Annotated in this window: 26 protein-coding genes; 19 read left to right on the forward strand and 7 right to left on the reverse strand. The window is 60.6% G+C overall.

The window, feature by feature from the left end; genetic code table 11:
* Positions 1–76 precede the first annotated feature (76 nt).
* The 6 genes from V8P77_RS10375 (at position 77) to V8P77_RS10400 (ending at position 2572) form a co-directional block, all read left to right on the forward strand.
* On the forward strand, positions 77–238 hold the full coding sequence (locus tag V8P77_RS10375) for a hypothetical protein (protein ID WP_012755472.1): 162 nt from the start codon (positions 77–79) through the stop codon (positions 236–238).
* A 386-nt stretch (positions 239–624) separates the two neighbouring features.
* Positions 625–915, forward strand: coding sequence for a hypothetical protein (locus tag V8P77_RS10380; RefSeq protein WP_335912314.1), 291 nt, complete (start codon positions 625–627; stop codon positions 913–915).
* A gap of 126 nt (positions 916–1041) precedes the next feature.
* Entirely contained in the window at positions 1042–1449 is a 408-nt protein-coding gene (locus V8P77_RS10385) for a hypothetical protein (protein WP_335912316.1), read from the forward strand.
* A 67-nt stretch (positions 1450–1516) separates the two neighbouring features.
* Positions 1517–1765: a hypothetical protein gene (locus V8P77_RS10390; protein ID WP_335912317.1), complete on the forward strand. Its 249-nt coding sequence runs from the start codon at positions 1517–1519 to the stop codon at positions 1763–1765.
* Positions 1766–1945: 180 nt separating this feature from the next.
* On the forward strand, positions 1946–2176 hold the full coding sequence (locus V8P77_RS10395) for a hypothetical protein (RefSeq protein WP_168304959.1): 231 nt from the start codon (positions 1946–1948) through the stop codon (positions 2174–2176).
* Positions 2177–2311: 135 nt separating this feature from the next.
* Positions 2312–2572 carry a hypothetical protein gene (locus tag V8P77_RS10400; protein WP_335912321.1) on the forward strand — a complete coding sequence of 87 codons (261 nt, stop codon included), beginning with the start codon at positions 2312–2314 and terminating at the stop codon, positions 2570–2572.
* 144 nt (positions 2573–2716) lie between these two features.
* Here the strand turns inward: V8P77_RS10400 and V8P77_RS10405 are convergent, their stop codons facing one another.
* Both V8P77_RS10405 and V8P77_RS10410 read right to left on the reverse strand, forming a co-directional pair.
* Positions 2717–3820: a helix-turn-helix transcriptional regulator gene (locus tag V8P77_RS10405; protein WP_335912323.1), complete on the reverse strand. Its 1104-nt coding sequence runs from the start codon at positions 3818–3820 to the stop codon at positions 2717–2719.
* A 175-nt stretch (positions 3821–3995) separates the two neighbouring features.
* A complete protein-coding gene (locus V8P77_RS10410) occupies positions 3996–5066 on the reverse strand; it encodes a LacI family DNA-binding transcriptional regulator (protein WP_335912324.1) in 1071 nt (356 codons plus the stop codon).
* A gap of 179 nt (positions 5067–5245) precedes the next feature.
* Here V8P77_RS10410 and V8P77_RS10415 point away from each other — a divergent pair, with 179 nt between their 5' ends.
* The 3 genes from V8P77_RS10415 (at position 5246) to V8P77_RS10425 (ending at position 8915) form a co-directional block, all read left to right on the forward strand.
* On the forward strand, positions 5246–6073 hold the full coding sequence (locus V8P77_RS10415; protein WP_335912326.1) for an ABC transporter substrate-binding protein: 828 nt from the start codon (positions 5246–5248) through the stop codon (positions 6071–6073).
* Between the two features lie 73 nt (positions 6074–6146).
* Positions 6147–7682, forward strand: coding sequence for an amino acid ABC transporter permease/ATP-binding protein (locus V8P77_RS10420; RefSeq protein ID WP_335912328.1), 1536 nt, complete (start codon positions 6147–6149; stop codon positions 7680–7682).
* 96 nt (positions 7683–7778) lie between these two features.
* Positions 7779–8915: an NAD(P)/FAD-dependent oxidoreductase gene (locus V8P77_RS10425; RefSeq protein ID WP_335912329.1), complete on the forward strand. Its 1137-nt coding sequence runs from the start codon at positions 7779–7781 to the stop codon at positions 8913–8915.
* A 46-nt stretch (positions 8916–8961) separates the two neighbouring features.
* Here V8P77_RS10425 and V8P77_RS10430 read toward each other — a convergent pair whose 3' ends face one another.
* Positions 8962–11469, reverse strand: a complete 2508-nt coding sequence (locus V8P77_RS10430) for a methyl-accepting chemotaxis protein (protein ID WP_335912330.1) — start codon at positions 11467–11469, stop codon at positions 8962–8964.
* A gap of 429 nt (positions 11470–11898) precedes the next feature.
* Between V8P77_RS10430 and V8P77_RS10435 the strand changes: the two genes are divergently transcribed.
* A complete protein-coding gene (locus tag V8P77_RS10435; protein ID WP_335912332.1) occupies positions 11899–12399 on the forward strand; it encodes a hypothetical protein in 501 nt (166 codons plus the stop codon).
* A 23-nt stretch (positions 12400–12422) separates the two neighbouring features.
* Here V8P77_RS10435 and V8P77_RS10440 read toward each other — a convergent pair whose 3' ends face one another.
* Positions 12423–13151, reverse strand: coding sequence for an endonuclease/exonuclease/phosphatase family protein (locus V8P77_RS10440; protein WP_335912333.1), 729 nt, complete (start codon positions 13149–13151; stop codon positions 12423–12425).
* A 169-nt stretch (positions 13152–13320) separates the two neighbouring features.
* Here V8P77_RS10440 and V8P77_RS10445 point away from each other — a divergent pair, with 169 nt between their 5' ends.
* Entirely contained in the window at positions 13321–14286 is a 966-nt protein-coding gene (locus V8P77_RS10445; RefSeq protein ID WP_335912334.1) for a lysylphosphatidylglycerol synthase domain-containing protein, read from the forward strand.
* Here the strand turns inward: V8P77_RS10445 and V8P77_RS10450 are convergent.
* Positions 14230–15756: a phospholipase D-like domain-containing protein gene (locus V8P77_RS10450; RefSeq protein WP_335912336.1), complete on the reverse strand. Its 1527-nt coding sequence runs from the start codon at positions 15754–15756 to the stop codon at positions 14230–14232. The two genes, V8P77_RS10445 and V8P77_RS10450, sit on opposite strands and share 57 nt — an antisense overlap.
* Positions 15757–15867: 111 nt before the next feature.
* On the opposite strand from V8P77_RS10450, the gene V8P77_RS10455 reads away from it, so the two are divergent.
* On the forward strand, positions 15868–17118 hold the full coding sequence (locus V8P77_RS10455; RefSeq protein ID WP_335912338.1) for a DUF763 domain-containing protein: 1251 nt from the start codon (positions 15868–15870) through the stop codon (positions 17116–17118).
* 3 nt (positions 17119–17121) lie between these two features.
* Here the strand turns inward: V8P77_RS10455 and V8P77_RS10460 are convergent, their stop codons facing one another.
* Together V8P77_RS10460 and V8P77_RS10465 are read right to left on the reverse strand one after the other, a co-directional pair.
* Entirely contained in the window at positions 17122–18039 is a 918-nt protein-coding gene (locus V8P77_RS10460; protein WP_335912340.1) for a DMT family transporter, read from the reverse strand.
* Between the two features lie 120 nt (positions 18040–18159).
* Entirely contained in the window at positions 18160–19083 is a 924-nt protein-coding gene (locus V8P77_RS10465) for a LysR family transcriptional regulator (protein WP_335912341.1), read from the reverse strand.
* A 65-nt stretch (positions 19084–19148) separates the two neighbouring features.
* On the opposite strand from V8P77_RS10465, the gene V8P77_RS10470 reads away from it, so the two are divergent.
* The 7 genes from V8P77_RS10470 to V8P77_RS10500 all read left to right on the forward strand — a co-directional run bounded on the left by V8P77_RS10470 (position 19149) and on the right by V8P77_RS10500 (position 26777).
* Positions 19149–20210 (forward strand): YeiH family protein, encoded by a 1062-nt coding sequence (locus tag V8P77_RS10470; protein ID WP_335912888.1) that lies wholly within the window; start codon positions 19149–19151, stop codon positions 20208–20210.
* Between the two features lie 100 nt (positions 20211–20310).
* Entirely contained in the window at positions 20311–21861 is a 1551-nt protein-coding gene (locus V8P77_RS10475) for an acyl CoA:acetate/3-ketoacid CoA transferase (protein WP_335912342.1), read from the forward strand.
* The gene (locus V8P77_RS10480; protein ID WP_335912344.1) at positions 21858–22664 is read left to right on the forward strand and encodes an SDR family NAD(P)-dependent oxidoreductase; all 807 of its coding nucleotides are present in this window, start codon (positions 21858–21860) and stop codon (positions 22662–22664) included. The genes V8P77_RS10475 and V8P77_RS10480 overlap by 4 nt, the downstream gene beginning before the upstream one ends.
* Positions 22661–23509, forward strand: a complete 849-nt coding sequence (locus V8P77_RS10485) for a MaoC family dehydratase (protein WP_335912346.1) — start codon at positions 22661–22663, stop codon at positions 23507–23509. Before V8P77_RS10480 ends, V8P77_RS10485 begins: the two co-directional genes overlap by 4 nt.
* Positions 23506–24273 (forward strand): histidine utilization transcriptional repressor HutC, encoded by a 768-nt coding sequence (gene hutC, locus V8P77_RS10490; RefSeq protein ID WP_335912347.1) that lies wholly within the window; start codon positions 23506–23508, stop codon positions 24271–24273. The genes V8P77_RS10485 and hutC overlap by 4 nt, the downstream gene beginning before the upstream one ends.
* Positions 24270–25775 (forward strand): HAL/PAL/TAL family ammonia-lyase, encoded by a 1506-nt coding sequence (locus V8P77_RS10495; protein ID WP_335912348.1) that lies wholly within the window; start codon positions 24270–24272, stop codon positions 25773–25775. Before hutC ends, V8P77_RS10495 begins: the two co-directional genes overlap by 4 nt.
* A gap of 114 nt (positions 25776–25889) precedes the next feature.
* Positions 25890–26777 carry a glycine betaine ABC transporter substrate-binding protein gene (locus V8P77_RS10500; protein WP_507237386.1) on the forward strand — a complete coding sequence of 296 codons (888 nt, stop codon included), beginning with the start codon at positions 25890–25892 and terminating at the stop codon, positions 26775–26777.
* The last annotated feature ends 109 nt before the right edge of the window (positions 26778–26886 follow it).

The raw sequence follows: 26886 nt of genomic DNA on the forward strand, positions 1-26886 counted from the left end.
ACAGGCATTGCCGAGATGAGGACCCGTCCGCTTTCGCCGCGTCAGATGCGGCGACTATATTGATGGAAAAAAGACCATGACGAGCGCATTCATCCTTATCGCATTGGCTCTGATCATCATCTACGCCGGTCCGACATTGCTGTTCATCTGCGTCGGATATGCCGATTATATGCTGGAGCGGCGAAGGCATATGGTGGCGTTGAAGCACGCCGTGAAGCGTCGCAGCGACGAGTTTTAGAGCCTTTCGCGGGAAAACCGCTTCGCACTTCTCCTGGAATGGCTCGAGGTGGTGGGCCGGGTTGGCGCAGCACTACAGGCCAAGGTCATGGCCAGCAACGCCTTCGACTGCATGCTCTGACAAATGGGAACATTTTTTAGAAGCGCAACCTCGCTTTGAATGGACTTTTAATGCCACCAGCCTCTGAAAAGCTCAACGCCAACGTGAGGGGATAGGCGACTGCGTGCACTCCGACGAGGGACGCGATGGCGCGGTCGTTCCGGCTTCGGGCCGAAGTCTCTCCTGCTCTGATGTCTCCGGTCAAATTCTGGAACAATGTCTATCGTCCCCTGTTACATTGACGATAAAAGCGATGCCGCGTGAAGATGAGGCAGCTGGAGGGCTCGATGAAGCGGAGCATAGGATTTGGGCTGGTTTTTGCGGTTATTCTGACGGGCTGCACGACCGGCGCAGGCAGTTATTCGTCGACAGGACTGACCCCCATCCCGGGCAGCATCACGTATAATGGCCAGCCTCGTACGAAGCTGACGAAATCGCCCGTGGGTTCTTCCTTCCCCCACACCTTCACAGATCAATGGGGACGCCAGGTGGAAGAGATCTACATCATCCGGCCCGACCGGAGCTTGCTGATCGCCGAGCGCCGCTACCGGCCGGTCTTCTCGCTCGACGACGACTAGAACAGCAGGACTTTAGGCTCGGTCGGCCTAGTCTGAATCTTGTTCTACATTAAAGAGTTAGCGCATGATGTCGTCCCACAGCCGCTCACACTTTTCGGCATCATGTTCCAGGAAGGAGAAATAATCATGCCGCGCCGCAAGAGCACTGAGACCACGGCCCTCGATACCAAGGGAGCGAAGATCGGCGAGCCTTTGCCGAAAGCTGTCATCGATACGAATACGGCCTCCGTCGGTGTTCCCCGTCAGCCCGATCATGATCTGAGCGAAGAGCTCGGCGCGCTGCGAAAGCAGATCGAAACGCTCCAGCAGCAGGTCCTCGATGCAGCCCGGTCGGCAAAGGGGATTGCCGGGAAAGCAATGCATCAGACGGAAGCAGCGGTGAAGCTTTACCCGGCCTCAACGCTCCTGCTTGTCGCGGCCGTCGCCGGCGCACTTGCCTTTGCCGGACGTCGCGCCGCCCTGCCGCGCCATCGGCATCAACCCGCACTGCGTGAGTTGAGGGATCTCTATGACACGATCCGCGAGCGCCTCTGACAAGATTTCAGGATTGTCAGCATCACGATTATGGCCGACGCTTCATTATCGAAGCGAGGGGATAGGCATGTTCGACATCATCATACGCAGCGCTCTTGATATCGTTGGGCGAACTGAGCGCCTTATCGATGCAATGAGGCGACTGCTCCAGAATGACGACCTCGACGAAGTCCAGGTCTACGAGCTCGATTATGAGATCGAGCGGCTCGGGGACGTGGTTTTCAACGTAGACGAAGCCGTTCGATCGTTGGCGCGCACGGTCGAATGCTGGCCGCAGGCCGCTCTCGCACACGAGATCCGTCGGACATTGCATTGACGGCTGATCGCCGCTTTGGCGACTGACGCTTCACGAATTCCGCCCTGAGTTGGCGGTACCGATTCTGCATGTCACGCCGATGTCACGCGACCGTCGCAGCAATATGTGCTTGATAGACACCGTTAGGCTCAGACCAGGGCGCGGCGGGGCTAAAATTGCTTTTTTCGTTGGGGCATCGCAATGACCTTGAAAACCTCGGGGGAGAAATCTCAACCCCATGAATTCATCTTTCCGGTTCACACCCGGACGATCGCAGAGATCAGGTACGATAGTCTCAGCCGCGTCATGACGGTGGTCTATCACGACGGCCATTCCTGCACGACTTCCGGCATACAAGGCCCCGCAATGCTGAGGATCCTCGCCCAGCGTCCGCTGGAGCGCTCTCCGTTTCTGTTGCAGACCGTCATCTGAGGCGGAAAAGACGTGGCCGACCCTTGTCGACCCAGTGCGTATAGGGTCGCCGCTTGTTAAATCGGCATGATCGTGCATCCATTTCCCGCGGCCCGCGTTCATCCCTCAACAGCCAGACACATGGAGGGAACGCCGATGACCTTTCCACCACCGAAGACCGAATCTCCCGCGCAGCGCTTCGAAGAGGCGACCGCTGCCGCACGCGACGCTTTGGAAAGGCTGATTGCAGCCGCCAATGAAGCCGGCTGGGGCACCGAAGAGATCACCGCAGCATTCCTTAAGGCCGCGCAGTTTCTGAGCGATGCCAACAAGCGAGATCCCGATCCGGCCGACGATCCCTCAATCAGCGATGCGCCTGCAAGGGAGCAGATTGGTCATGGGGAACTCTATGATTAGAGGGCGTAGCGCTGGTTTTCCGACGCCATGAGGGTCGCCGGAATTCATGTGCGAGTGTTGCACGTCTTTGCTCTCGGAACCCGTTCGCAATATGCAAAGGCTCGGTAGCGATGCGGGCGGTAGGGACGAATTGCACGACGTTCGTCAGCGCATGAGCAGCGCGACCAAACCAACCCGGGAGTTTACCCCGAGCTTGGAATAGATGTTTCTGAGGTGGGTTCTGACCGTTTCGTAGCTGATGTGATCGGCTATGGCCACCTCTTTTGGAGAATGGCCCGAGGCGATGCTTGATGCGATCCGAATCTCCGTCGCAGTCAGTTTGTAGGCTTCCATTAAGAAGTCTCGCCGCTCATTGAGTGGCGTGGCCGCCATCGGCTCGACGATTACGGCCACGGTCGGCCCTTCCAACAACTCGGTGAATGCATCTGACTGAAGCCGGAGGAGTGTGATGCGATAACTAGCCTTGTCCTTCTGCTTCGCAATCGCCGTATGCGGCTTTGTTTGGACACCCTTTCTGGACGTCAGGAAATCGAGAACGGCAGTCGACCTCTCGCATTGAAGTTCGAGCTTGCCACTTGGGGCGACATGCATAGGAAAGCCAGCCTCCATTAAGGCTTCCGCGCTCTTATTCCATTGGCGCGCTAGCCCTTGCTCCGAAACATAGATCAGTCCGACACCGATGCTATCAAACAGGGTTTGCGTTGTCTGTCTTTCCGGGGCGAGTAGATCGCGCTTCCGGATGAAGTCGAAAGCCCTTTTCAAATGGGGAGCGAGTATCGTGTAACGCCCGGCTGCTTCTTTGTTGAAATCGGGGTCCGCTGACGACGTGCAGGTCGATAGGACGAAGGTGCGGGTTTCCTCCCGAATGATGGAGACACCGATGCTCGTCTCGCATTGGGCCTGCCCCTTCAGCCAATCATTGTAGAATTCCGATTTGAGCAAGTCCTCGCGTGGAAAGATCTCGTCTCCGCAGACACCCTGACCGACGGGCACAAAGCTCAATCTCGGAATCCAGGGGTTCACTGCGGCAAAGTGGCTGCTGAACTGGTCGACCTCGGTCCTCGAGAACCCCGATACGTAAGGAACATGGGCCACAGGCGAGGCCAGATCGTGGTAATGGAGGGCAGCCTTGCCATTTGGCGAAGTTTGCGCAACGCGATCCAGAAAATCCTGCCAGTTGCACTCACCGAATAGACTTCCATAGATCAAATCTATCAGCTCGGATGAAGCGTCTTTTGACTGGAGCATGATTTTTCTGAAAATCCCACCGCGAGTATTTTCGGTATTAAATAACGTTGGTCAGGCAAAGACAACAGCAACCCCATGTAATATCAAATCGACGACTATGGACATCAGTTGCCGATCGCGATGCGGTATTACTCGCTGCTTCAAGCGATGCGGGGTATGGCTAACTCAATAGGTCTCACCGGCCGATCGCCGCGACGGAGCCGCGCAGCACGAGGCTCGTGCTGACGCGCAGACGTTCGACGGCAAGAGGGGTGCGTTCGATACGGGCGATGAGCCGCTCGCCGGCGAGCTTGCCCATCTCGTAGACGCGCTGGTCGACGATGGTAATCGGCGGAACGGTGACGCTGGTCCAGTCGGCATCGAGAAACGAAATCATCGACACGTCCTTGGGGATGGACAGGCCGAGTGATTGCAGCGACTTGAAGATGCGCAAGCCGACGAGGCTGTCCGATGCCAGGAGCGCCGTCGGCGCGGCACTGTCCGCGAGCAGGCGCTTGATCACGCCGTCCGTCTGATGCTGGTCCGTGGCGCCGAGCCTGACATAATGAAGAGGGTTCGGCAAACCCGCCTCGGTCAAGACGCTGACAAAACCTTCTACGCGTTCGCGCACGGCGGAATTCGAGATCCGCCTGATATCGGTGAGCCCGCCACCCTCGGCATCCATGGCAGAGACGTAGGCGAGGCGGCGATGTCCTTGCCCGATCAGATACCGGGTCGCCGCGATGGCCGCATCCTGGTCGTCGCCGGTCACGGCGTCGACATCGAGTTCCGGGATGGCCCGGTCGAACAGGACCAGCGGCACGCCGGCGCGGCGGACGTGCTGGAGATGATCGATACTGTCGCAGCGGGCCGGCGTGACGATCAGGCCATCGACGCGTTTGCCGATCAGGAGGTCGACGGCCGATTTTTCCGCATCGAGCTCTTCGCCCGAATTCGCGATGATGACGTTGAAGCCCGCAAGACGGGCCGCATCGCTGATGCCGCGCACTGCCAGGCTGAAGAAAGCATTTTCGATGTCGCCGACCACGACCCCGATGATGCCGGACCTTCCGGTGCTCATGCTCCGGGCGAGCTCGTTCGGGCGATATTCGAGGGCGGCAGCCGCCGCTATGACCTGATCTGTAATCTTGGCGCTGACCACGCCGTAGCCGCCGAGAACGCGGGCGGCCGTGGCCTTCGAGACCTTTGCGGCCTTCGCGACGTCGGCGACCGTGACTGAACGTTTCGGATGAGCGGAATCTTCCATGGGCCGAGGACTACAAGAGTTGTTGACGAGCGGTCAATTGATGGATATCAAATATGTTATGAGACCGGTCTCTTTCTATCAGAGACCGGTATCTTGTCCAAAATCTCTGCCGCGATGCGCGGCAGATTGGGCGACCCTACAATGCCGACAAGAGCATTCCTTCAGAGCGGAGAACGACGATGAAGCCTTTTCTATCATTTCCGGCCATCATGGCCCCATTGCGGGCCGGCCTTGTCACATGCCTTCTTGCAATGGGGGCAGGCTCTGTGGCCGCAGCCGACAACCCCTATAACCTGATCGAGCCCGGGACTATCAGCGTCGGTACGATGGGCGATTCCAAGCCCTATACGTTTGCCACGGCGGACGGTCAGTTCACCGGTTTCGATATCGAGCTGTTTCTCAACGTCGTCTCCCGCCTCGGCTTTCAAAAAGACAAGGTGACGTTCACGGGCCAGGAATTTTCAGCACTCCTGCCGTCGGTCGCAAACGAAAGGTTCGACGTTGCCGTTGCTGCGATCGGAACGACTGAAGCCCGCAAGAAGACCATCGACTTTTCCGACGGCTATCTTGCCGGTTATCTCTCCGTTCTGACCCCGGATGCCGGTATCAAGGATGCCGATCGCCTCAAGGGCAAGCGTCTCGGCGTCGTGCAGGGGACCTTGCAGGAAGTCTATGCAGCCAAGAATTTCGGGGGAACCGATCTGGTAAAATTTCCCGACAACAATTCCGCTGTGGCCGCCCTCAACAACGGAACGGTCGATGCGCATTTTCTCGACTACGAGGCCGCCAAGCAATATGGCGAGCGCTATCCCGCGCTGAAGGTTGCCGTGAATATCCCGTCCTTCGATGCGCCTGCCGGCTTCGTGGTCCGAAAAGGAAATGATGCATTTCGCACGGCGCTCAACGGCGCGCTTCACGATGCGATGCAGGACGGCACCTGGAAGACTCTTTACGAAAAGTGGTTCCCCGGCTCACCGATGCCGGAGCAGTATCTTCCCAAGAAGTGACGCCGTAAGCCGTCCGCTCATGGTGGGCGGCTTACCAAGGCTCTGCGCCGGGCAAGAATTCACGGGGATCTGAATGAACTGGCTTGAAAATCTGCGCCGCAGCTTCCTGGACTGGGACGCCATGGCGGAAGTTCTGCCGAGCATGATCAGCGTCGGCCTGAAGAACACGCTGATCCTGGCAGCTGCCTCGACCGTGCTCGGCGTCGTCATCGGCATGGCTCTCGCGGTGATGGGCATCTCGCAATCCCGCTGGCTGCGGCTGCCGGCGCGCATCTATACCGATGTTTTCCGCGGGCTGCCGGCGATCGTCACGATCCTGATCATCGGCCAGGGTTTTGCCCGGATCGGGCGCGAGATATTCGGTCCGTCGCCATTTCCGCTCGGCATCCTGGCGCTCAGCCTGATTGCCGGAGCCTATATCGGCGAAATCTTCCGGTCCGGCATTCAAAGCGTCGAGCGCGGCCAGATGGAAGCCTGCCGGGCGCTCAGCATGAGCCATGGGCAGGGCATGCGCCTGATCGTCATCCCACAAGGCATCAGGCGGATTCTGCCGGCGCTGGTCAATCAATTCATCGGAAACGTCAAGGATTCCAGCCTTGTCTACTTCCTGGGATTGCTCGCTTCCGAGCGGGAGATCTTCCGGGTCGGCCAGGATCAGGCCGTCGTCACCGGCAATCTGTCACCGCTGCTGCTGGCGGGCGTCTTCTATCTCGTCATCACCGTGCCGCTGACCCACTTCGTCAATTATATCGATGCGAGACTGCGGCTCGGAAAACAAGGCCGCGGCTCGGGTGCTGCGAGCGGATTGGTCGAGGTAAGCGAGTTGCGGGCCGCTGCCGGGCCTCATTCCACGGGCACGACCGAGGAGAGTACGCCACGCTTCAAAGGCGGCGCCCTGAACGTCCGGGACCTCACCATGGCCTATGGCGATCTCGACGTGTTGAAGGGTGTCGATCTCGACATCGCCGCGGGTACCGTCACGTGCATTATCGGCCCTTCCGGCTCGGGCAAGTCGACGCTGCTGCGCTGCATGAACAGGCTTGTCGAGCCCAAGGGCGGCGACATCCTGCTCGACGGCGAGAGCATCCTGGCGATGAAGCCGGAAAGGCTGCGCCGGCGTGTGGGTATGGTGTTCCAGCATTTCAACCTGTTTCCCGACCACACGGCACTCGAGAACGTCATGCTTTCGCTGACCAAGATCAAGAAGATGCCGAGGCAGGAGGCGCGGCGCATCGCCGAGGCGCGTCTGGCCGAGGTCGGTCTCGCAGAGCGTAGGGATCATCGGCCCGCAGGTCTGTCGGGTGGGCAGCTGCAGCGCGTCGCCATTGCCCGCGCGCTAGCCATGGATCCGGAGGTCATGCTTTTCGACGAAGTGACGAGTGCGCTGGATCCCGAACTGGTGAAGGGCGTGCTCGACCTGATGGCCGCTCTCGGCCGCCGGGGCATGACGATGGCCGTGGTGACGCATGAGATGGGATTTGCACGCAGGGTGGCCGATCAGGTCGTCTTCATGGATGAGGGCCGCATCGTCGAGGCTGGGTGCCCGCAGCAGATTTTCGACAATCCCCGAAGCGAGCGGCTGAAGCGCTTCCTTGCTGAAGTTCTCTGAAGCGCCTGAGGCAACGCATGGTGCTCCCGGTCGTCCTCACGCCGGGCGTGCCGGATTTCATTCGATCTAGCAAGAGCAGAAAACAAGGTTATCGACATGAATGCTTCCATCAAGCCTTCGAAGGTCGTCGTCATCGGCGGCGGGATCTTTGGCGTCTCGACATCAGTCCATCTGGCGCGGCGCGGGGTCCGCACCGTGCTCATCAATGACGGCCCGCTCGCCAACGGCGCCTCCGGCCGTTCGCTCGCCTGGCTCAACTCGGCGCGCAAACGCTCCGATGCCTATCATCGGTTGCGTTTGGCCGGCATAGATCGCTACCGCACGCTGGCCGCCCGGAATCCCGACGCGCCGTGGCTGCGCTTCGACGGCGGCCTGGCCTGGGATGCGGACGATGCCGGAAACGAGATCGCCGAGATCTTCGACTATGAGCGCGCGCTCGGCTATCACGCGCAATGGCTCGCCCCGGAAAGAATTGCTGCGGCGACGCCGGGTGTCGACGCAAGCGCGGTGACGCCTCAAGGCGCGATCTTCAATCCCGGGGAGGGCTGGGTCGATCTTCCGTCCTTGATCGACATGCTTGTGGAAGAATTCCGCACGCTGGGCGGCGAAATCGTCACGGATGCGGGTCGCGCGACGGTCGATGTCGACGGCGGGCGTGCCCGTGGCGTGATCACCGCGAATGGCATGCGCCGCGATGCGGATGCCGTGCTGCTTGCTGCCGGCGGCGACGTTCCGGCAATCGTGGCCGAGGCCGGCCAGCATATCGGCGATGCAACGCCTGTCGCCCTTCTCGTCCGGACCAAGCCGATCCGCCATCCGCTGAAGGTCGTGCTCAACACCCCTCGCGTCGCCATCCGGCCGACGCCTAATGGCGGCTTCGCGCTCGATGCCGCTTGGTCCGAGGAAGAGGTGAGCGTGAAGCCCGACGGCAGCTACGATGTCAGGCAATCGACGCTGGAGGGATTGCTGCACGAGGCTTCAAAAGTTCTCGAAGGCAATCCGGCGCTGGAGGTCGAAGATTATGGGGTCGGCCCGAAGCCCATCCCGGGCGACGGCGAGCCCGTCTTCGGCGAGCTGCCGTCGGTCCCGGGTTATTTCGTCGCCTTCAGCCATAGCGGCGCCACACTCGGCCTGATTGCCGGCGAATTGCTGGCAGACGAGATCGCCACCCGACACCGCCATCCGCTGCTGGCGGACTTTCGGCCAGAGCGTTTCGGCGCGTCGCGACGGTGAAGGTCGCGATGCGGAAGCCCGGGCGCTGGTCAAGCGGATGACCGTTTTATGCCGCGGCGGTCCGACGAAGCGCGTCCGCTTCTTCCAATTGGAACTGATCGATCAACTGGAGGAGTATCCTCGTCTCGTCGGCAAGTTCCTTCGTCGCCGCGCTGGTTTCCTCGACCATGGCCGCATTCTGCTGCGTCATCTGGTCCATCCTGTTGACGGAAGAATTCACTTCGTGGAGGGCGTTATATTGCTCTCTGTTCGAGCGGGCGATGACATCCATCTGCTCGGATGCGGTGACCACTCTCGTGGAAATGCCTTCGAGAACTTCGCTCGTTTCGCGAACGACGCGCGCCCCGGCCGTAATCTCGGCCCTCGATCGTCCGATAAGCTGCTTTATCCGTTGGCCGGCCTCTGAGGAGCGCTGGGCCAGATCGCGCACTTCCTGGGCCACGACCGCAAAGCCTTTCCCGGCCTCGCCGGCGCGAGCCGCTTCGATGCCGGCGTTCAAGGCAAGCAGGTTTGTCTGAAACGCGATTTCATCGATGACGCCGATGATTTGAACGATTTCGTCGGACGCCGCTTCAATCTTGCTCATCGCGTCGATGGCGCTTGCAACCACCCGGGACGAGGAATCGGCCACCTGTTTGGTGTCCGTGATGATCTGGTGGGCATCGTCGGCGCAGGCCGCAGACGAACGAACCGTGGTGGTGATCTCTTCGATGGCTGCGGCTATCTCTTCGAGCGCGACGGCCTGTTGTTCGGTGCGCCTTGCAAGATCGCTCGCGGCAAGATCCATCTGGCTGGCGTTCCCTTCGATCATCCGGGTGTTGGTGCGGATCTGATCGATCGTTTCCTGCAGCCGGAGGAGCGACGAGTTGAAATCGTTGCGAAGCTGCTCCAATCGGCCGAAGAAGGGCGTTGCGATCGTCCGAGAAATGTCGCCCCGTGCCAGACGTCCGAGACCTTCCGCCAGCGCCGTAACCGCGAAGTCTATCTGCTCTTCGACCGTGCGTTTTTCTTCATCACTGCGATGCCGTTCCTCCTCGGCCTTCGATCTCTCGACCTCGCTACGCTCCTCGATCTCGATCTTGGCGATGGCATTATTCTTGAACACTCCCAGCGCGCGGGCCATGTCGCCGATTTCATCGGCTCGGCTGTCACCGACGATAGATGTTTCGAGTTTGCCTTCCGCCAGGCGCCTCATAGCCGAGGTGATTTGATTGATCGGACCCTTGAGCGTAACGGTCAGCCCGACGCCTGCGAGGATTGCGATCACCACGCCGAGGATTGTCGTTCCCAGAGACATCGAATTGGCATCCGTGCGTTCCTCAGCCGCATTCTGACGCTGCATTTCAGCGAAAGCCGTCAGCTGAGACCACATTCGGTCCACGTCGGCCGCTGCCAAACGGAATTCATCCTGGCGCTGCGCGCTGACACGAACAAGGTCGGTTGCCGCTTTTTGCATCTTGTCCAGCGCCGGCAGAAGTTTGGCTTTGAGATTATCGAATTGCGCGACACCGCCGGCATTGGAAATCAGCGTGTCCAGACCCTTCCTGACAGCCGTGATTTCCTGCGAAAGCCGCTGGAGATTGGCGTCCGTCGGCGCCAGGGTCAGCTTCGCCATAACGATCTGAATCACGTAAGCCGAGGTTGTGAGTTTTTGGCCGTCTCTCTGGCTGGTCTTGGCGCGCTCGACCGTTTTGGCGGTCTCGGCCGCCTTATCCGTTACCGCCTTCACGCGTCGTGTGGCGACCTCTCGCAATTCGGGCAACCTGCCGACGATCTGGCTCGTCGCATTCCTGAGGCCGGCTGTGCGCTCCTCAGTCTGGCCGGAGGCTTCGACAAGCGGCTTCAACGAAGCAATGGTATCGTCGATCGCCTTTTTGGCCTCCGGTGCCTCGCCGCCAAGCGCCATTCCTACGATGCGCTGCTGCCGGGCGAGTTCCTCCATATCGGAGCCGCTGATGAGATCGGCGGTTTGAGCCCTGTCGTTTAACGATTGGGCGAAGGAAGCGAAGTCCGAAATGCGCTGTGCGTCGCCCAGCGTATTGCGGGCTTCATCTTCCTGCATATCGGCAGCGCGCTGGAGAACCTTGGAGCCTTCGACGATATCCGTCTGGGACGAGACGACGACGCTTTGTGCCTTCTGGAGATCGGTCAGCAGCGCCGACCGAGTTTCCTGAAGCTGCCATAATGTATCCATGCGGGCCGAAATTCCGTCGATGGAAGACAGCGCTTGCTCCAGCTCCTGCTGACCGCTGCGATCTGCGGCGAGTTTATCGATACCGGATTTTAGAAGAACGCGCTGATCGGCAAGTTTGCGGGTGACGATTTCCCGGTTTTCTTGCGTGGCATTGGCGAGGAACTCTCCCATCGCGGCCGACAAATCCCGAAATCCGCTCAAGGACTGCAGGACGGAATTGGAAATATCCATCCGCCCCTGAAGCAAGCTCGACGCGTAAAAACCAGTCGCGCCCACGGCCATGATGCTGAAGACGAACGGAACGATGAATACCATCACCTGCGTCTGGATGCGAACACGTGACAACAGCCTTCCCAACATGAGTCCCTCCTCGGCTCACAGCGTCTCGTTACGGCGCCTCGGCGCGGAGCTGTTGCAGTTGCTCCCTTCGAGTGACAACCCTCCTTCCGCCTGAGACGGCAGCCACACAGGTTTTCTCGCAACCAGCGGCTGCTCTCTCCCTTCCTCTTGACCTTCCGAAATTCCTAGATCCGTCGGAAGGAAATGGCTTGACGAAGAAGAACAATCAATCTCGGGTGAAGATGCCGATCCCCTCGAACCGGCTCTGCACATAACCCCTGCCAGACGCATGACGCATCAGTGGAATAAATATTTCATACTGCACGACTCGTGAAATATTCGTTTCAATATTCACCGAGACCAGCATTTTGTCCAGCCGGGGCAGCGGCGGCTGATGCATCCTTCTAAGCCGTCGAGCGTTCTATCGCCAGGAACAACTGGAGACGCATCATGTTCAAGGACGAAGTCGGGGACACCGGCACAAACAAGGATATGCGCATGGAGACCGCACCGGCCTCCTTCGAAGAGGCAAACATTAACCCTGATCTGATCAGACGTGAGGGTTTCGCCAGCGAGGCCGAATATCGGGCGTATATCGCGACGCGCGGGGGCCATGCTTCCGTTGGAGAAATCGTCGAGGAACCTCTTCCGATCTACGATGGGCATGCCCTGGAAGGCCGGCTGCGAGAACTGCGAGAAGAACTCGAAAACCTCCGCGCTCGCCTTCACGTGATCCAACGTCAGGCCGGGACCGTTGTCGCGGAGAACGTTCGATGGGCCGATGCCAGCGCCCATGCGCAGCTCGGCAATCAGCCTTGGCTCAAGCTGGCAGGTGCAATGGCGGCGACCTTCGTCGTCACCAGAGGCATCATGCGGTTGCCTCTGGGAGCCGTGGCGACGACGGCGCTACCGTTGGTGGCGGCGGCGATGAGCCGGAAGCTCGCCCGGTAAAAGTCGTCAGCGTCGATGACTGTTCAGGCGAAGCCGATTTCCGCGAGCAGAGGCAGGTGGTCCGAGGCAACCCTCGTCAAGCGGTTTTCCAGGACCGCCGCCTGTTTGACGATGAGATCGTTAGTGACGAAAATGTGGTCGAGGCGCATCAGCGGGTAGCGCGAGGGAAAGGTCGCTCTCGGCGCGGCGCCGCCTGCGAGTTGGGCGTCCTTTAATGATTGCGTGGCAAGTCGGTAAGTCGCTGATGACGGAATGGCGTTGAAATCACCGCAGAGGATGGTTGGAAGAGGTTCATGCGCCGTGCCGTGCAGCCAGCCGGGGTTCAGCAATGTCGTCATCTGTCGGATGCGCTCGCGGCCACGAAGGCCGAGATGGGTATTGACAACCAGCAGTTTTCTGCCGCCGACCAGTATTTCGACGGAAATGGCGCCGCGCTGTTCGCCGATGGATGGCAATGGTCCGGCCTTGACCGCGCCTGTCGGCAGCGCAGTGATGATCGCATCGCCGTATTGCTCCTCGGCAATCGACAGCGCCGGATGGAAATGAGCCTGCATCTTCAAAAGCGAGGCGATCGCATGGGCTTGGTCGACGCCGCCGGTCCTGCGCCTGAGGACATCTACCTCCTGAAGAGCGACGATATCGGCCTCAGCCTCGGCGATGACCGAAGCGATGCGGCCGGGATCGAGCTTCCGGTCGCCGCCGATGCAGCTGTGCACGTTATAGGTCAGGAGTTTGATTGATTGATCCGGCATAGGCCCCGCTGAACTCGTTCCCCCAGGACATAGAACTTGTCCCCCGGGGGAACACAGAACTCGTTTGATCGTTCCGGATAATCGAGCCTCGAGCGCCGTGCATCTTCGGACGCACAAATGACGCTTCAGCTTTTTCAATCCTCGTATCGCGCTTCGGAATGGATAATCGATGAGCTGGAAAAGCATAATCTGGAATGGACTGCTGGTTGCCGCCCTGTGTCTTGCGGTCTTCCTTCTCTACCGGATATTCCAACAGTACAGCCTGGATGAGATCGTCCAATCGGTTCGCAGCATTCCTTTCTCGACCTTCTGCACAGCGCTTCTGTTTACGGCGGCATCTTATCTCTGCCTCAGTTGCTTCGACCTTCTGGCGATCCGCTCGCTCGGCAAATCCTTGCCCTACCGGAAGATCCTGCTCGCCTCATTCGTCAGCCTTTCGCTCGGCCACAATATCGGCTTTGCCGGGTTAAGCAGCGGCGCCTTCCGCTATCGGTACTATTCGCGCTGGGGGCTGACGGCGGAAGACGTGGCGAAAGTTATCTTGTTTTGCGGTGTCACCGTGGGGCTCGGGCTCATCACGCTCGGCGGCCTTGCCATGATCATCAATCCTGGCGATGCCGGGCGCCTGTTGCGCATCGATTCTGCAAGCGTCCGTATTTCCGGTTCACTGGCGCTGGTCGTGCCGGTCGTCTATGCGGGCTTGGCGTTTTTTGTTCGCGGCACCTTACGGCTGTGGCGCTGGTCGTTTCAGCTGCCGCGATTTTCGATTGCGGTTGCGCAGGTCGGAATTGGGACCATCAATTTCATGTTCGTCGCCGCCTGCCTGCACCAGATGCTTTCCGCGTTCGGCGACGTTGCCTTCTTCAGGTCGGTGACGGCTTACGTGCTCGCCAATTCGGCAATCCTTGCAACACATGTTCCGGGCGGCCTCGGCGTGCTTGAGGCGACCGTTTCCTATGTCGTGCCGAAGGAGGCGTCGATCGGCGCCCTGATTGCATTCCGCTGTGCCTATTTCTTCATTCCGCTGGCTCTCGGCACGACACTTCTCCTCATCAGCGAGGTGATCTTCCGGCGGAGATCACGCAGGGCGGCGGACGAGGAGGCGAACGAGGGCGCCGAGGCCCAGTCGGTTTAAAACTGCGACGGGTCGAACCGGGTCGAAGAGCGCCGTGCCTAAAATCGGCGAAATACTGCCCGATAGTTCGACGGTGAATTCCCGCAAGCCCCGAGGCCCGTCATTGAGCGCGTCGACCGCCGCGATCAACGAGCCACTTTGCATAAAGGCTGCGGCGAAGGTTTCCGGCGTGGTTCCGAGATATTCCGAAAGCAGGCGATTGCGCAGATTCGCTATCGCGCAGCGGTGCTCGTCATTACCAGCCTCAAACAACATGTCGCATTCGCCATCCAGCCCTTCCGAGCGATTGTTGAGGTTGGAGGAGCCAATGCGGACCAGCTCGTCATCGGCGATCATCAGTTTGGAATGGACGAGCACCTCCACCTCGCCGTTTTCTTTCGACGTGACTGGGCCCGGCACGATTGGCCCGGGCACCACGGCATAATAGACGCGCAAGCGGTCTGCACGATCGGCGCGTTTGAGGCGGCGGATGACGCGGTCGCGATTGCCGCCCATGACGATCTTTTCGATCAACCCGTGAGAGCTCCGCGTGCAGATGATGACGACTTCGGGGCCGTCTTCCTCCTGCAGCCGTGCGGCAATGGCGTCGGCGACGCGGAAGGAGGCGAGATATTGCGCCTCGATGTAAAGCTGCCGGCGCGCCCGGGCGATGACGTCGAATGTCATCGCGATGCCGTCGCTGATGCCGGGGCGAAAAGCGGTCGACGGCTCCGTCAGCGCCAAGGTGACCGGGATCTCCTGCATGGAAACGGCGAGATTGGCGGGCCAGGTGAAGGGAATGCTCTCGGTCAACGGCCCGTGGCTTTCGCCTGTGGCGTTTTCCCAGCGCCGCCTGGCGATGTCGCCGATCATCCGGGCGGCATCGCCAGTGATCATCGCCTGGACGTCATGCAGAGGATCGTAGGGCTCGCCACCAGGGTCGCGCCGCCACCTGTCCATGACGCGATGGCGCCTCGTATCCCATCGCCGCGACGTCAGATCGATGCCGCCGATGAAGGCGACGGCATCATCAATGCAGACGAGCTTCTGATGATGGCAGCCGCGCACGGTGCCTGGAAGGTCGAAGCGCAGATCGATCCTGGCATTTTTTGGAAAATCCTTCTTGCGAAGCAACTGGATTGATTTGTCCGAATAGATCGGCCCGAGCGCCCAAACGAGGATGCGTATTTCGAGGTCGGGATTCGTCGCCGCTGCGGAATGCAGCAGGTCGGCCAAGGTTTCGTCGGATTTTTCGGGCTCGATCCGAATGTCGGGATGGAAATCCCACCCTATGATCCACACGGTCCGTCGCGCCTGCCGCAACGCACGCGCCACTTCCGAGAAATAGCGGTTACCATTGATCAGGAAGGCGGCCTTTTCCGCATGTCCTTGCAGGCGCCATGCCATGCTTCCCTGTTTTTCGCCGCCCGGATGTTGCGCTTTTGTTCGGGTCAGGTAGGATTGATCGGACATGGTTTCAAATGCGGTCATGTTTGCCTCAGCCTCTCGACTGAGACCAAACGCGTGGAATCTAACCGGGTTCCCGATTGTAGGGCGCGGCTGCCGCATGGGCGCCCTGACATACAGGATTTAGAAAGCGAAATGTCACAACGAGCAGGCAGCGCCGATCTTCCCCTTCACGGGGGACGCGTACCGCATTGGCTCGGCGAGAGGATGACGCGGCTCGGAACGCTGATCACCGAGGCGATCATCCATCATTATGGCCGCGACGAGTTTTTGCGCAGACTAGCCCATCCCTTCTGGTTCCAGTCCTTCGGCGCGGTCATGGGCATGGACTGGCATTCCTCCGGCATCACCACCAGCGTTCTCGGCGCGCTGAAGCGCGGCCTGAAACCGCGTGCCGGCGAGCTCGGCCTGCATGTCTGCGGCGGCCGCGGCGCGCATTCGCGCAAGACCCCGCAGGAGCTCGTGTCGATCGGCGAGCTTGTCGGCCTTGACGGCGAGGGGCTCGCGACCACCAGCCGTCTCATCGCCAAGGTCGACAGCGCCGCCCTTCAGGACGGGTTTGATCTTTATCTGCACGGGTTCATCGTTGCCGATGACGGCCATTGGGTGGTCGTGCAGCAGGGCATGAACGGCGACAGGCGGCAGGCACGGCGCTATCACTGGCTGTCCGAAGGGCTGGAGAGCTTCGTCGACTCGCCGCATGCGGCAATCGAGGGAAAGAGCCAGGGTGAGATCGTCAACCTCGCCGACAGGCGCGCGGAACGCTCGCGGCGCGGTCAGCTCGATCTGCTGGCGACCCTCGGTCCCGACCGGATCATCCGCGAAGCCGCCGCCCTGCTGCGTGCCGAAGAGCCGGCGCCCGAACCTGTCGAACAGCCGATGCTGCCGCACCTGATCATGCCTTCCCATCACGATGTCCGCGAGAGCGACGTCAACATGCGGCGCCTGCATGGAAATCTGGCTGCCGCTGCCGACCGTGGGCCGGCGGATTTCGATGAGCTGCTGCTCGTTCCAGGCGTTGGCGCCCGCACGGTGAAGGCGTTGGCGATGGTGGCGGAAGTCGTCCACGGCGCGCCCTGCCGCTTTTCCGATCCGGCGCGCTTCTCGATCGCCCATGGCGGCAAGGACCGCCATCCTTTTCCGGTCCCGCTCAAAGTCTATGACGAAACGATCGCCGTGATGAAATCGGCGGTGCAGAAGGGCAGGCTCGGACGCGAGGAGGAGTTGCAGGCGCTCAAGCGCCTGGACGATCAGTCCAGGCAGATGGAACGCTATGTGACAGGTCCCGACCTCAAGGAAATCATCGCCGGCGAATTCCGCCAATCCGCCGATTTCGGCGGCCGGAGCGTCTTCGGCTGGGAGGAGCCGGAGACCGACCAGAGCTAGCTCTCAATGGCCGTCGGGCGGGACGGCTTCGACCGGAACCGTCTCTTTCAAATTCTTTCGGTGGAAGATGAAGAGGCCCGCAACGACGATGATTGCGGCACCGACGATGATCTGGGTATCGGGAATATCGTTGAAAAAGAGGTAGCCGAGGACGATCGCCCAGAGCAGTAGCGTATATTGCAGCGGGGCGAGCAGCGATGCCGGTGCGAGCTTCAGCGAGCGGGTGATGAGCAGATGTGCGCAGGAGGCGACGATGCCGAGCAGCAGCATGCCGGACCAGTCGATGAGCGTTGCCGGCTGCCAGTGACCGATGCTCAAGACGATGCCGGTAAGCAGCGCGGCGATCGTCTGCCAAGTCACCAGCGTCGTGTCGCTGGTCGAGCGCAGATAGCGGCTCATCACCAGCGACAGCGCAAAAGCAAGACTGCCGGCAAGTCCGAAAAGCGATGGAAGCGACAGCATCGCCGTGGACGGACGCAGCGCGATGACGACGCCTGCGAAGCCGATCAGAACGGCGAGCCAACGGCGCCAGCCGATCTTCTCTCCGAGAAAGAAATGCGAAAGCGCCGCAATATAGATCGGTCCGGCCATATAGAAGGTCATGACGTCTGCGAGCGGCAGATAGGCGACGGCAGCATAGAACAGGGCGACATCGACAGTCGCCATGAGGACCCGTATGAACTGGAGGCCCTTCTGCTCGACGCGGAACAAGGCCATCGGCCCTTGCCGGAGGATCATTGGCCCGAGCACGATGAAAGCGCCGACAGAACGAATCACCAGCACCTGGCCGACGGCAAAGCTGGCGACCAGCCACTTGCCCATTGCATCGTTCAGCGCAAAAAGCAGATCGCCAAGCAGCATCAGTAGGACGCCAGTCATGATCAGGTTTCCGGCATCGGCGGCAGCCGTGTTGGTCTTCATCTTGGAGTCCTCGCAAAACGGCCGCGCATGCGCGGCCGAGTGCGGCTTCTGCCTTAACAATGTCGATGTCAAGCGCATCGATGATGCGATGAAGCAGACCACCAGCGCGGGGGATCAGACCTAAAGCGCCCAATCATCCCAATTTTGGACTTCGGCAGCTTTGTCCTCGCGGCAAATGGTTTCCAACGCCAGCGAGGCACGACTGGAGTGCCTTTGTTTATGCCGCAGGATCGCAAATTGGCGGGAAGGCAGAGGGAAGCGCGCCTTGACCAGCAGGCCTTGCGTCAACAGCGGCGCTGCCACGGCTCCCGAAACGACGGTCGCGCAGAGGCCCTCTCTTGCTGCCGATATGACCGCCTCGTTCGATGGCAGTTGCAGCGCGACAGCCAGATCTCCGGGGTCTATGCCGAGATTGGAAATTGCCGCCTCGAAAGCCGATCGGGTTCCGGACCCCTTTTCCCGCATGACCCATTTTGTGCCCGAAACCAGCTCTGCCGGCGCAATGGGTTTACCACGCGCCCAGGGATGGCGCGGACCGACGACGACAAGGAGTTCGTCCTCGGCAAGCGGCTGAACATGCAGCGCCGGCTCATCAACGCTGCCTTCGACGAAACCGACTTCGGCCAATCCATCGAGAACCGCTTTTGCCGCCGTGGTCGTGTTGCCAATCATCAGCTTCAAGTCGATGCCCGGGTAGCGGATCTTGAAACGCATCAACATCGCCGGCAGCCAGTAGCTTGCGATCGTCTGGCTTGCAAAAACGACCAGTTCACCCTTCTGCAAGCCGCCCAGATCGGACAGGACGAGCGCTGCGGCCTTTGCGCGCGCCAGCGTCGCTTTAGCCTCCCCCAGAAACACCCGTCCTTCATATGTCAGCTCTATGCGGCGTCCGACGCGATGGAAAAGCTCGACGCCATAGGAGGTCTCGAGATTGCGGATGGCCGAGCTGACGGCCGATGGTGTCAGCCCGATCGCAAAGGCGGCTTTGGTCAGATGCTCGCGTTCGGCAACCGCGACGAAAATGGAAAGCTGTTCAAACGTCATTGATTCAATCGTTCGATTTTACCGAATGAACGATGCTATACTATTCAATGGAAGTCGACAATCGAGTGTGGGAGATTACAGTCTTCCGCAAGGTCTTGCCGATGATCGTCTCCGCCTCCCGTTCCCTGTCGCTTCCTGCCGTCCTGCCGGGACTCGTCCTGTGTACGGCAGTCACGCTCTCTGCATATCTCGTTGAACAGCTGCAGATGATGGTTCTCGGCTCGCATTGGATCGAGAGCCTCGTGCTCGCCATTCTGATCGGCGTTGCCGTGCGCTCCTCGGTCTGTCTGCCGCAGACCTTCATTCCCGGCATTCAATTCGCCGCCAAGACATTGCTCGAGATTGCAGTCGTGTTGCTCGGCGCATCCCTCAGCACGGCCGCCATCAGGCAGGCCGGACTGCCGCTCGTCGGTGGAATCGCCGTTCTGGTTGCTCTTTCTTTGGTCGGCAGCTTTGTTATCGGGCGGCTCTTCGGGCTGTCGGCCAGCCTGGCGACGTTGGTCGCCTGCGGCAATTCGATCTGCGGCAATTCTGCAATTGCCGCCGCAGCGCCGGTAATCGGCGCCAAACCCGACGATATCGCGGCCTCGATAGCCTTTACCGCACTGCTCGGCATCGGTGCAGTGCTGACGCTGCCGCTTCTTCACCTGCTTTTTGGTCTCAGCGCCGTACAATATGGCGTTTTCGCAGGAGTGACAGCCTATGCCGTCCCGCAGGTCTTGGCGGCCACGGCCTCTGCCGGAGTCGTCAGCACCCAGGTGGGCACGCTCGTCAAGCTGATCCGCGTGATGATGCTCGGACCCGTCATCCTCGTGCTCGGCGCAGTTCATGGCCGCCGTCCTGGCGGTCCGGCAGTCAAGCTCCGCCATCTTCTCCCATGGTTCATCCTCGGTTTTGCAGCCATGGCGACGCTTCGTTCCCTCGACGCGATCCCGGCGCCGCTGCTGCCCGGGATGGCGGCTGTCTCCGCGGCCTTCACCGTCACCGCCATGGCCGCTTTGGGGCTCTCCGTCGATGTCAGATCCGTCGCCCATACCGGCGGACGTGTGCTCGCAGCCGCGGCGCTGTCGCTGTTGACGCTGGGGGCTCTCGGACTATGCCTGATCGGGCTGCTGAATATCGTCTGATCGAGGTGATATGCCCAAAATACTTGCAAAGATTCCGGTTGCCTTCCAAACGATCAGAGGCTAGCCTGTATATACAGGTCAGACGGAAGTAAAAATCGTCATGCGGGTCATCTCTTCACAACAGGCGGCGGATCTTCTCGAAGACGGGATGACTGTCGCTGCTTCCGGCTTTGGAGGATACTGCCATCCCGAGGCCATCACGGCCGCCGTCGAGGAGCGTTTCCTCGCCTTTGGAAAACCCCGCGACCTGACGCTTCTGTTTGCTGCCAGCACGGGCGATCGGCAGACCCGCGGCATGGGGCACTTCGGTTATGAAGGCCTGGTCGCCTGTGTGATTGCCGGGGGATGGCGCGGAACGCCGCGCCTTGGAAAACTTGCGATCGAGGAAAAGATCGAAGCGCATTGCTGGCCGCAAGGCGTCATCGCGCAGCTCTATCGGGCGATTGCCGCCGGTCAGCCTGGGGTCGTCACCCATATCGGGCTTGGCTCTTTCATGGATCCGCTTCATGGCGGCGGCCGCATGAATGCGACGACGCCGCGTCCGCTTGTCGAGCGTGTGTCGTTGCGCGGCAAGGAATGGCTGCTTTATCCGTCGATGCCGCTCGACTGCGTGCTCTTGCGCGGAACGACGGCCGACGAAGATGGGAACATCACCCTCGAAGACGAGGCCTTCCCCCTCGACGCGCTCGCCATGGCGCAGGCGGGCCGAAACTCCGGTGGCATCGTCGTCGTGCAGGTCAAACGGATTGCCGAACGCGGCTCGCTGCAGCCGAACGATGTTCGTATCCCGGCGGCGCTCGTCGATTATGTCGTCGTCTGCGATGATCCGGCCCAGCACGGCATCAGTTTCGCCGAGACCGACAATATCGCCTATAGCGGACGCGTCCGGATGGCGGCGGGCCGCTTGCTGCCGGCGCCGCTGTCGGTCGATAAGATTATTCAGCGACGCGCCTTCCTGGAACTGGCGCCGCTGAACCGCCCGACGATCAACCTCGGCATCGGCATTGCCGCCGGGATCGGCCGTATCGCCAGCGAAGAGGGGTTCGACGATTATACGGTGACGATCGAATCCGGCGTCATCGGCGGTGTGCCGGCCGAGGAGCTGTCCTTTGGCGCTGCCGTCAATCCGACTTCCATCGTCCCGCAGGCATCGCAGTTTGACTTTTACGACGGCGGCGGCCTGGATATCGCCTTTCTCGGTGTGGCAGAGGTGGATCGGCATGGGGCGGTCAATGTCAGCCGCTTCAACAATTCCATCGTCGGGGTCGGCGGATTCACCAATATCTCGCAGACGGCCAAGCATGTTGTCTATCTCGGCGCGTTTTCGGCTGGCGGCGCGCAAATTACGGTTGCCGACGGCAGGCTCGACATCATCCAGGACGGCCGCTTTTGCAAGATCGTCGAGGCTGTCGACCAGATCAGTTCGAGCCCGGCCTTTGCGCCGGAGGGACAATCACAGGTCGTCGTCACCGAGCGGGCGGTTTTTCGGGTGATCGGCGGATGCTTGACGCTGACGGAGTTTGCTCCCGGCATCGATCTTGCCGCCGATGTTCTGGACCGCCTGCCGAAGGGCATCGCGGTGTCGGACCAGTTGAAGCAGATGGATGCGCGCCTGTTTTCGGTCCATGCCATGAAGGACTTTGCCTCATGAAAATCGATGGAGCCGCCATCATCGTCACAGGCTCGGCAACGGGCGTCGGGGCTGCATGCGTGAAGCAATTCGCCGAGGGTGGGGCCCGGGTGGTCGTCAACTACAGCCGCAGCAAAAAAGAGGCCGATGAGACCGGCGATATCTGCCGCAGTCTGGGCGCGGAGGTCGAGATCGTACAGGCCGACGTTGCCGACGACGCGGCTTGCCGCCGGATGGTCGCGATTACCGTCAATCGATGGGGACGGCTCGACGCCCTGGTGAACAACGCCGCAATGACGGTCAAATCCGATCCTTTCGATCTGGAGACATTGTCGGCCGAGGATTTTCAGAACGTTTTCGGCGTCAACGTCATCGGCGCTTATCAGATGTGCCGGGCGGCGGTACCAGCAATGCGGGACAGCGGTGGTGGTGCGATCGTCAATGTCTCATCCAATGTTGCTTTTACCGGCGGCGGCAGCTCGCTTGCCTATACGGCCTCCAAGGGCGCGCTCAATGCGCTGACTTTGGCTTTGGCGCGCACCTGCGGTCCCGATATCCGCGTCAACGCGGTTTGTCCCGGCATCATCGATACGCGCTGGATGCGCGACACACTCGGGCCGGATGGCTATGGAGCCATTGCCAAGCGATTTTCCGAAACCGCCCCGCTCGGCCGAGTCGCGACACCGGAAGACGTTGCCGGCGCCATTGTCTGGCTTGTTCAGGGGGCTGACTTCGTCACCGGCGAATTGCTTTCCGTTGACGGCGGCGTCCGCCTGTCCGGTGGCATTCGCAAACCCGCGACCTCAGGGGGAGCCGCATCGTGACGCTGTCGGCCCAATCCATCCTCGACTTTCCGGTGCCGCAGGCGACACATGTGGTTACCGCAAGGGATGCCATCCTTTACGCCTTGTCGACTGGCTACGGCACCGACGCGCCCGACGCGGCATTGAAGTACGTCTATGAACGCGATCTCGCGACCGCGCCGACCCTTGCCAATATCGTGGCGCATCCAGGCCCATGGATGCAGCAGACAGGCGTCGACTGGGCGCGTCTGGTGCATTCCGAACATCGCCTGACTATCCACCGGCCGGTCCCGCTCGATGTGCCGCTCATCTCTCGCTCACGCGTCTTGTCGGTGATCGACCGCGGCGTTGAGAAAGGAATGTTCGTCAGCTTCGAGCGGCTGATCGCAACCGTGGACGGTGATGAGCCAATCGCGACCATCGTCCAGACCAATGCGTGCCGCGGCGACGGTGGGTGCGGCTCAGTGGGATCTGCGCCGGAACCGTTGTCGAAAGTCCCGGACAGAGGACCGGACCTTGAATTCAATATCGACATCCCTGACAACGCCGCTCTGCTTTATCGCCTGAACGGCGATCTCAATCCGCTCCATGTCGATCCGCAGGCAGCCCGCAAAAGCGGCTTTGATCGGCCGATCCTGCATGGGCTCTGCAGCTTCGGCTATGCGGGTTACGCCATTGTTGCTGCCATCGATCCAAGCATGGCCAGCGGCTTGAGCGCCATCGCGGCGCGTTTCAGCGCGCCGATCTTTCCCGGCGAAACGATCACCGTGCAGATATGGCGCAACGATGCCGAGATTCGCTTCCGAGGCCTCGTTGCTTCTCGCGGCGCGACCATCCTCGACAATGGCATGGCGAGGTTGTCATGACGAAAGCGGTCAAACCGGCCGCCGGCGAGGCGCGCCATTATATCAGGATCAAGGAGCAGATCCTCGCCGAGATCGCCGAGGGCAAGTTGCGGCCGGGAGACCGGGTATCCTCTGAGAGCGAATTGGTGGCGGCATTCGGCGTCAGCCGCATGACGGCGAACCGGGCGCTGCGGGAGTTGATGTTCGAGGGTGTTCTCAAGCGATCCGCCGGGATCGGAACATTCGTGTCGCCAAAGCACCTCGATGTCGATCTGCTTCAAATCCGCAACATAGCCGACGAAATACTGGAGCGGGGCCACAAGCATAAGGCGGCGGTCGTTAAGGCCGGGTTGATGAAGGCGGATGCCAACGTCGCCGATGCGCTCGAACTCATCCTCGGCGCTGAGGTGATGCATTCGCTGATCGTGCACATGGAAAACGACCAGCCTATTCAGGTCGAGGAGCGCTACGTCAATCCCCTGGTCGCGCCCGACTATCTCTCGACCGACTTCCGCAGCATGACGCCGCATGAATATCTCACGAAGGTGGCTCCGATAACGGCGTTCGAACATATCGTCCAGGCCGTCAAGCCGGATACGACGATACGCAAATATCTGGGCCTCAGGAATGATCATCCTTGCCTGCGCGTCTTTCGAAGAACCTGGTCAGGCGAGGCCGTCGTGACCTGCGCGCTGTTATACTATCCCGGCGCGCAATATCGGCTGGAAGCACGGTCCACCAAGGGGCCTTCCAGGCCTGTTGCCATTCTCGGAGAGAAACAGTGAGCGCCACCAATTCTCCATCGATCATCTTCAGCGCGGCGCCGCCGACGATCGAGGACATCGCAGCAATTGCCCGTCGGCACGCAAGGATCGAGATATCCGCCGAGGTCGATGCCCGGATTGTGGCCGCGCGCGCCGTCGTCGACCGCTATACGGAAAGCGATCTGCCGGTCTACGGTCTGACGACGGGACTTGGGGCGGGGGTCGACACCCGACTTGCAACGGAAGATCTGGTGGCGTTCCAGATGCGCGTGCCGCAAGCCCGTTCTGTCGGCGTCGGAGCGCCGCTTGCCCAGGAATCCGTGCGGGCGATGATGGCCGTCAGGGCCGCCGGCATGGCGGCGGGCGGTTCCGGCGTTTCGCCGAAAGTGTTCCACGGTCTGATCGCCGCCATCAATGCAGGTGTCCACCCTGTCGTCCCGTCATTGGGCTCGATCGGTGCAGCGGATTTGGCGCCGCTTGCCCATATGAGCCGGGGCCTTCTCGGCTTCGGCGAGATCGAGCTTGGCGGCGAAGTGCTGCCGGCCGCCATCGCCCTTGAAAGGGCCGGCCTGAAGCCTCTCGAATTCGCGCCGAAGGACGGGCACGCGCTTGTTGTGGCCAACAGCCTCTCCGTCGGCCTCGCCTGCTTGACGCTTGTGGATATCGAGCGGCTGTTCGATTGGTCCCTGAAGACGATTGCCGTCAATTTTGAAGCATTCCGGGCCAATGTCAGTGCCTTCGACGACCGCGCTCTGGCTGCGAGACCGGCCTTTGGGCAGCGCCGCGTCGCCGCTCAGCTGATGGAGCTTCTATCGGGCAGCTCCTTGCTTGCCGCCGATGCAGCAAGGCGTCTCCAGGATCCGTTGAGCTACCGCTGCACACCGCAGGTCTGGGGCGCGTTGAGGCATGCGATCGATGAGGCAAGGCAGGCGACTGAGATTGAGCTCGTCAGTTCCAGTGACAATCCTGTCGTGATCGCATCCGAGGGCGTCATTCTTTCACACGGCAATTTTGACATGACCGCTTTTGTGCTCGCCTGGGAAAGGCTGGGGCAGGCGATGGCGCATTGTGCGGCAGGCACCGCCTATCGGATCATGAAGATCATGTCGCCTGGCATGTCCGACCTGCCACGCTTCCTGACCCCGATGGGCCAGAGCCGTACCGGTTTTGCGACCGTGCAAAAGACCGTCTCGGCCATGGAAGCCGAAATCCGCCATCTGGCCATGCCGGTTTCGCTTTCGCCCATTCCTGTCGCCGATGGCGTCGAAGACCAGGCATCGATGGCTCCGAGCGTTTTGGCAAAGGCGCAGGCGATCGTCGAGCGCCTGCGCTATCTCACCGCCATCGAACTGATTGCTTCGGTACAGGCCGTCGAGCTCAGAGGCGTCTCGGGCGAATTGGGCAAGGGATCGGCGCAAGCCTATGCCTTTGTCCGCACTCACGTCCCGGCGCTTGAAGAAGATCGCGCGCAAGGGCCGGATTTTGCGACGATTGCCGCATTGATCGGGCTCGGCCCGCAATAAGCCGGTTCGCCACTGCCCCGGCAAGAAGGGCAGGGCGCCGACCGGTCATGCCGACAGTTATTCCGGGGAATGCCGTCGGTTCGTTCTTTGAAAAGTCAACAAGAGGGAATGACTATGAAAAATTGGACAAAAGGCATCTTTGCAGCCGGCGTCATGGCAGCCGCCATGTTCCAGCCTGCATCCGCAGAGACCATCAAGGTCGGCAGCAAGAATTTCACTGAGCAGTTTATCCTCGCCGAAATGTACGCCGCCGTTTTGGAAAATGCCGGCATCACCGTCGAGCGCAAGATCAATCTCGGCGGCACGCTGATTGCTCACCAGGCATTGGTGGCCGGCGAGATCGATCTCTATCCGGAATATACCGGCACGGCGCTTGCTTCTGTCGTCAAGGGTGAGATGTCGACCGATGCCGAGAAGGTCTACACGCAGGTCAAGGACTTCTACGCCAAGCAGTTCAACCTCACCTGGCTGAAGCCGAGCGGCATCAACAATGGCTATGTCATCGTCGTCCGGCAGGAAACGGCGCAGGCTAACAATCTGAAAAGCCTGTCGGATCTCGCCAAGGTTTCCAAGACCCTGGTCTTCGGCGGCGGCGCTGAATTTCCGGACCGCGCCGACGGCCTGCCCGGCCTGAAGCGTGTCTACGACGCCGAGTTCAAGGAGTTCAAGCAGTTTGCCAAGCTTGGCCTTCGTTATGACGCGCTGGAACAAAAGGACATTGACGTCGCCAATGGCGCCGCGACCGACTGGCAGATCGGCTCGAAGAACCTCGTGCCGCTGGCAGATGACAGGGGTCTGTTTCCGCCCTACTTCGTGGCCCCCGTCGTCCGCCAGGACGTGCTGAAGGCCAATCCGAAGGTTGCCGAATTGCTGGAAGCGGTCGGCACCCATCTCGACAACGAGAAAATGCGCGTCCTCAATGCCAAGGTCGAGACCGATCACGAGGAAGCCAAGGACGTTGCGGTCGAATTCCTCAAGGAAAACGGCCTGCTGCCGAAGTGATTGTCACGCCCGCGGCCGGATATCGATCCGGCCGCGACCTGGCGTGGCGATCTTCTTACGGTGTTTGTTCGAAAATCCGTCCATTCAGCAGTCGGACAGGAATGTGGAG

The organism is Rhizobium aouanii (genome assembly GCF_037002925.1).
Classification (GTDB): domain Bacteria; phylum Pseudomonadota; class Alphaproteobacteria; order Rhizobiales; family Rhizobiaceae; genus Rhizobium; species Rhizobium aouanii.

Coding starts and splice junctions, on each gene's coding strand:
- V8P77_RS10375 (WP_012755472.1), top strand. CDS start 77: ATGACGAGCGCATTCATCCTTATCGCATTGGCTCTGATCATCATCTAC.
- V8P77_RS10380 (WP_335912314.1), top strand. CDS start 625: ATGAAGCGGAGCATAGGATTTGGGCTGGTTTTTGCGGTTATTCTGACG.
- V8P77_RS10385 (WP_335912316.1), top strand. CDS start 1,042: ATGCCGCGCCGCAAGAGCACTGAGACCACGGCCCTCGATACCAAGGGA.
- V8P77_RS10390 (WP_335912317.1), top strand. CDS start 1,517: ATGTTCGACATCATCATACGCAGCGCTCTTGATATCGTTGGGCGAACT.
- V8P77_RS10395 (WP_168304959.1), top strand. CDS start 1,946: ATGACCTTGAAAACCTCGGGGGAGAAATCTCAACCCCATGAATTCATC.
- V8P77_RS10400 (WP_335912321.1), top strand. CDS start 2,312: ATGACCTTTCCACCACCGAAGACCGAATCTCCCGCGCAGCGCTTCGAA.
- V8P77_RS10405 (WP_335912323.1), bottom strand. CDS start 3,820: ATGCTCCAGTCAAAAGACGCTTCATCCGAGCTGATAGATTTGATCTAT.
- V8P77_RS10410 (WP_335912324.1), bottom strand. CDS start 5,066: ATGGAAGATTCCGCTCATCCGAAACGTTCAGTCACGGTCGCCGACGTC.
- V8P77_RS10415 (WP_335912326.1), top strand. CDS start 5,246: ATGAAGCCTTTTCTATCATTTCCGGCCATCATGGCCCCATTGCGGGCC.
- V8P77_RS10420 (WP_335912328.1), top strand. CDS start 6,147: ATGAACTGGCTTGAAAATCTGCGCCGCAGCTTCCTGGACTGGGACGCC.
- V8P77_RS10425 (WP_335912329.1), top strand. CDS start 7,779: ATGAATGCTTCCATCAAGCCTTCGAAGGTCGTCGTCATCGGCGGCGGG.
- V8P77_RS10430 (WP_335912330.1), bottom strand. CDS start 11,469: ATGTTGGGAAGGCTGTTGTCACGTGTTCGCATCCAGACGCAGGTGATG.
- V8P77_RS10435 (WP_335912332.1), top strand. CDS start 11,899: ATGTTCAAGGACGAAGTCGGGGACACCGGCACAAACAAGGATATGCGC.
- V8P77_RS10440 (WP_335912333.1), bottom strand. CDS start 13,151: ATGCCGGATCAATCAATCAAACTCCTGACCTATAACGTGCACAGCTGC.
- V8P77_RS10445 (WP_335912334.1), top strand. CDS start 13,321: ATGAGCTGGAAAAGCATAATCTGGAATGGACTGCTGGTTGCCGCCCTG.
- V8P77_RS10450 (WP_335912336.1), bottom strand. CDS start 15,756: ATGACCGCATTTGAAACCATGTCCGATCAATCCTACCTGACCCGAACA.
- V8P77_RS10455 (WP_335912338.1), top strand. CDS start 15,868: ATGTCACAACGAGCAGGCAGCGCCGATCTTCCCCTTCACGGGGGACGC.
- V8P77_RS10460 (WP_335912340.1), bottom strand. CDS start 18,039: ATGAAGACCAACACGGCTGCCGCCGATGCCGGAAACCTGATCATGACT.
- V8P77_RS10465 (WP_335912341.1), bottom strand. CDS start 19,083: ATGACGTTTGAACAGCTTTCCATTTTCGTCGCGGTTGCCGAACGCGAG.
- V8P77_RS10475 (WP_335912342.1), top strand. CDS start 20,311: ATGCGGGTCATCTCTTCACAACAGGCGGCGGATCTTCTCGAAGACGGG.
- V8P77_RS10480 (WP_335912344.1), top strand. CDS start 21,858: ATGAAAATCGATGGAGCCGCCATCATCGTCACAGGCTCGGCAACGGGC.
- hutC (WP_335912347.1), top strand. CDS start 23,506: ATGACGAAAGCGGTCAAACCGGCCGCCGGCGAGGCGCGCCATTATATC.
- V8P77_RS10500 (WP_507237386.1), top strand. CDS start 25,890: ATGAAAAATTGGACAAAAGGCATCTTTGCAGCCGGCGTCATGGCAGCC.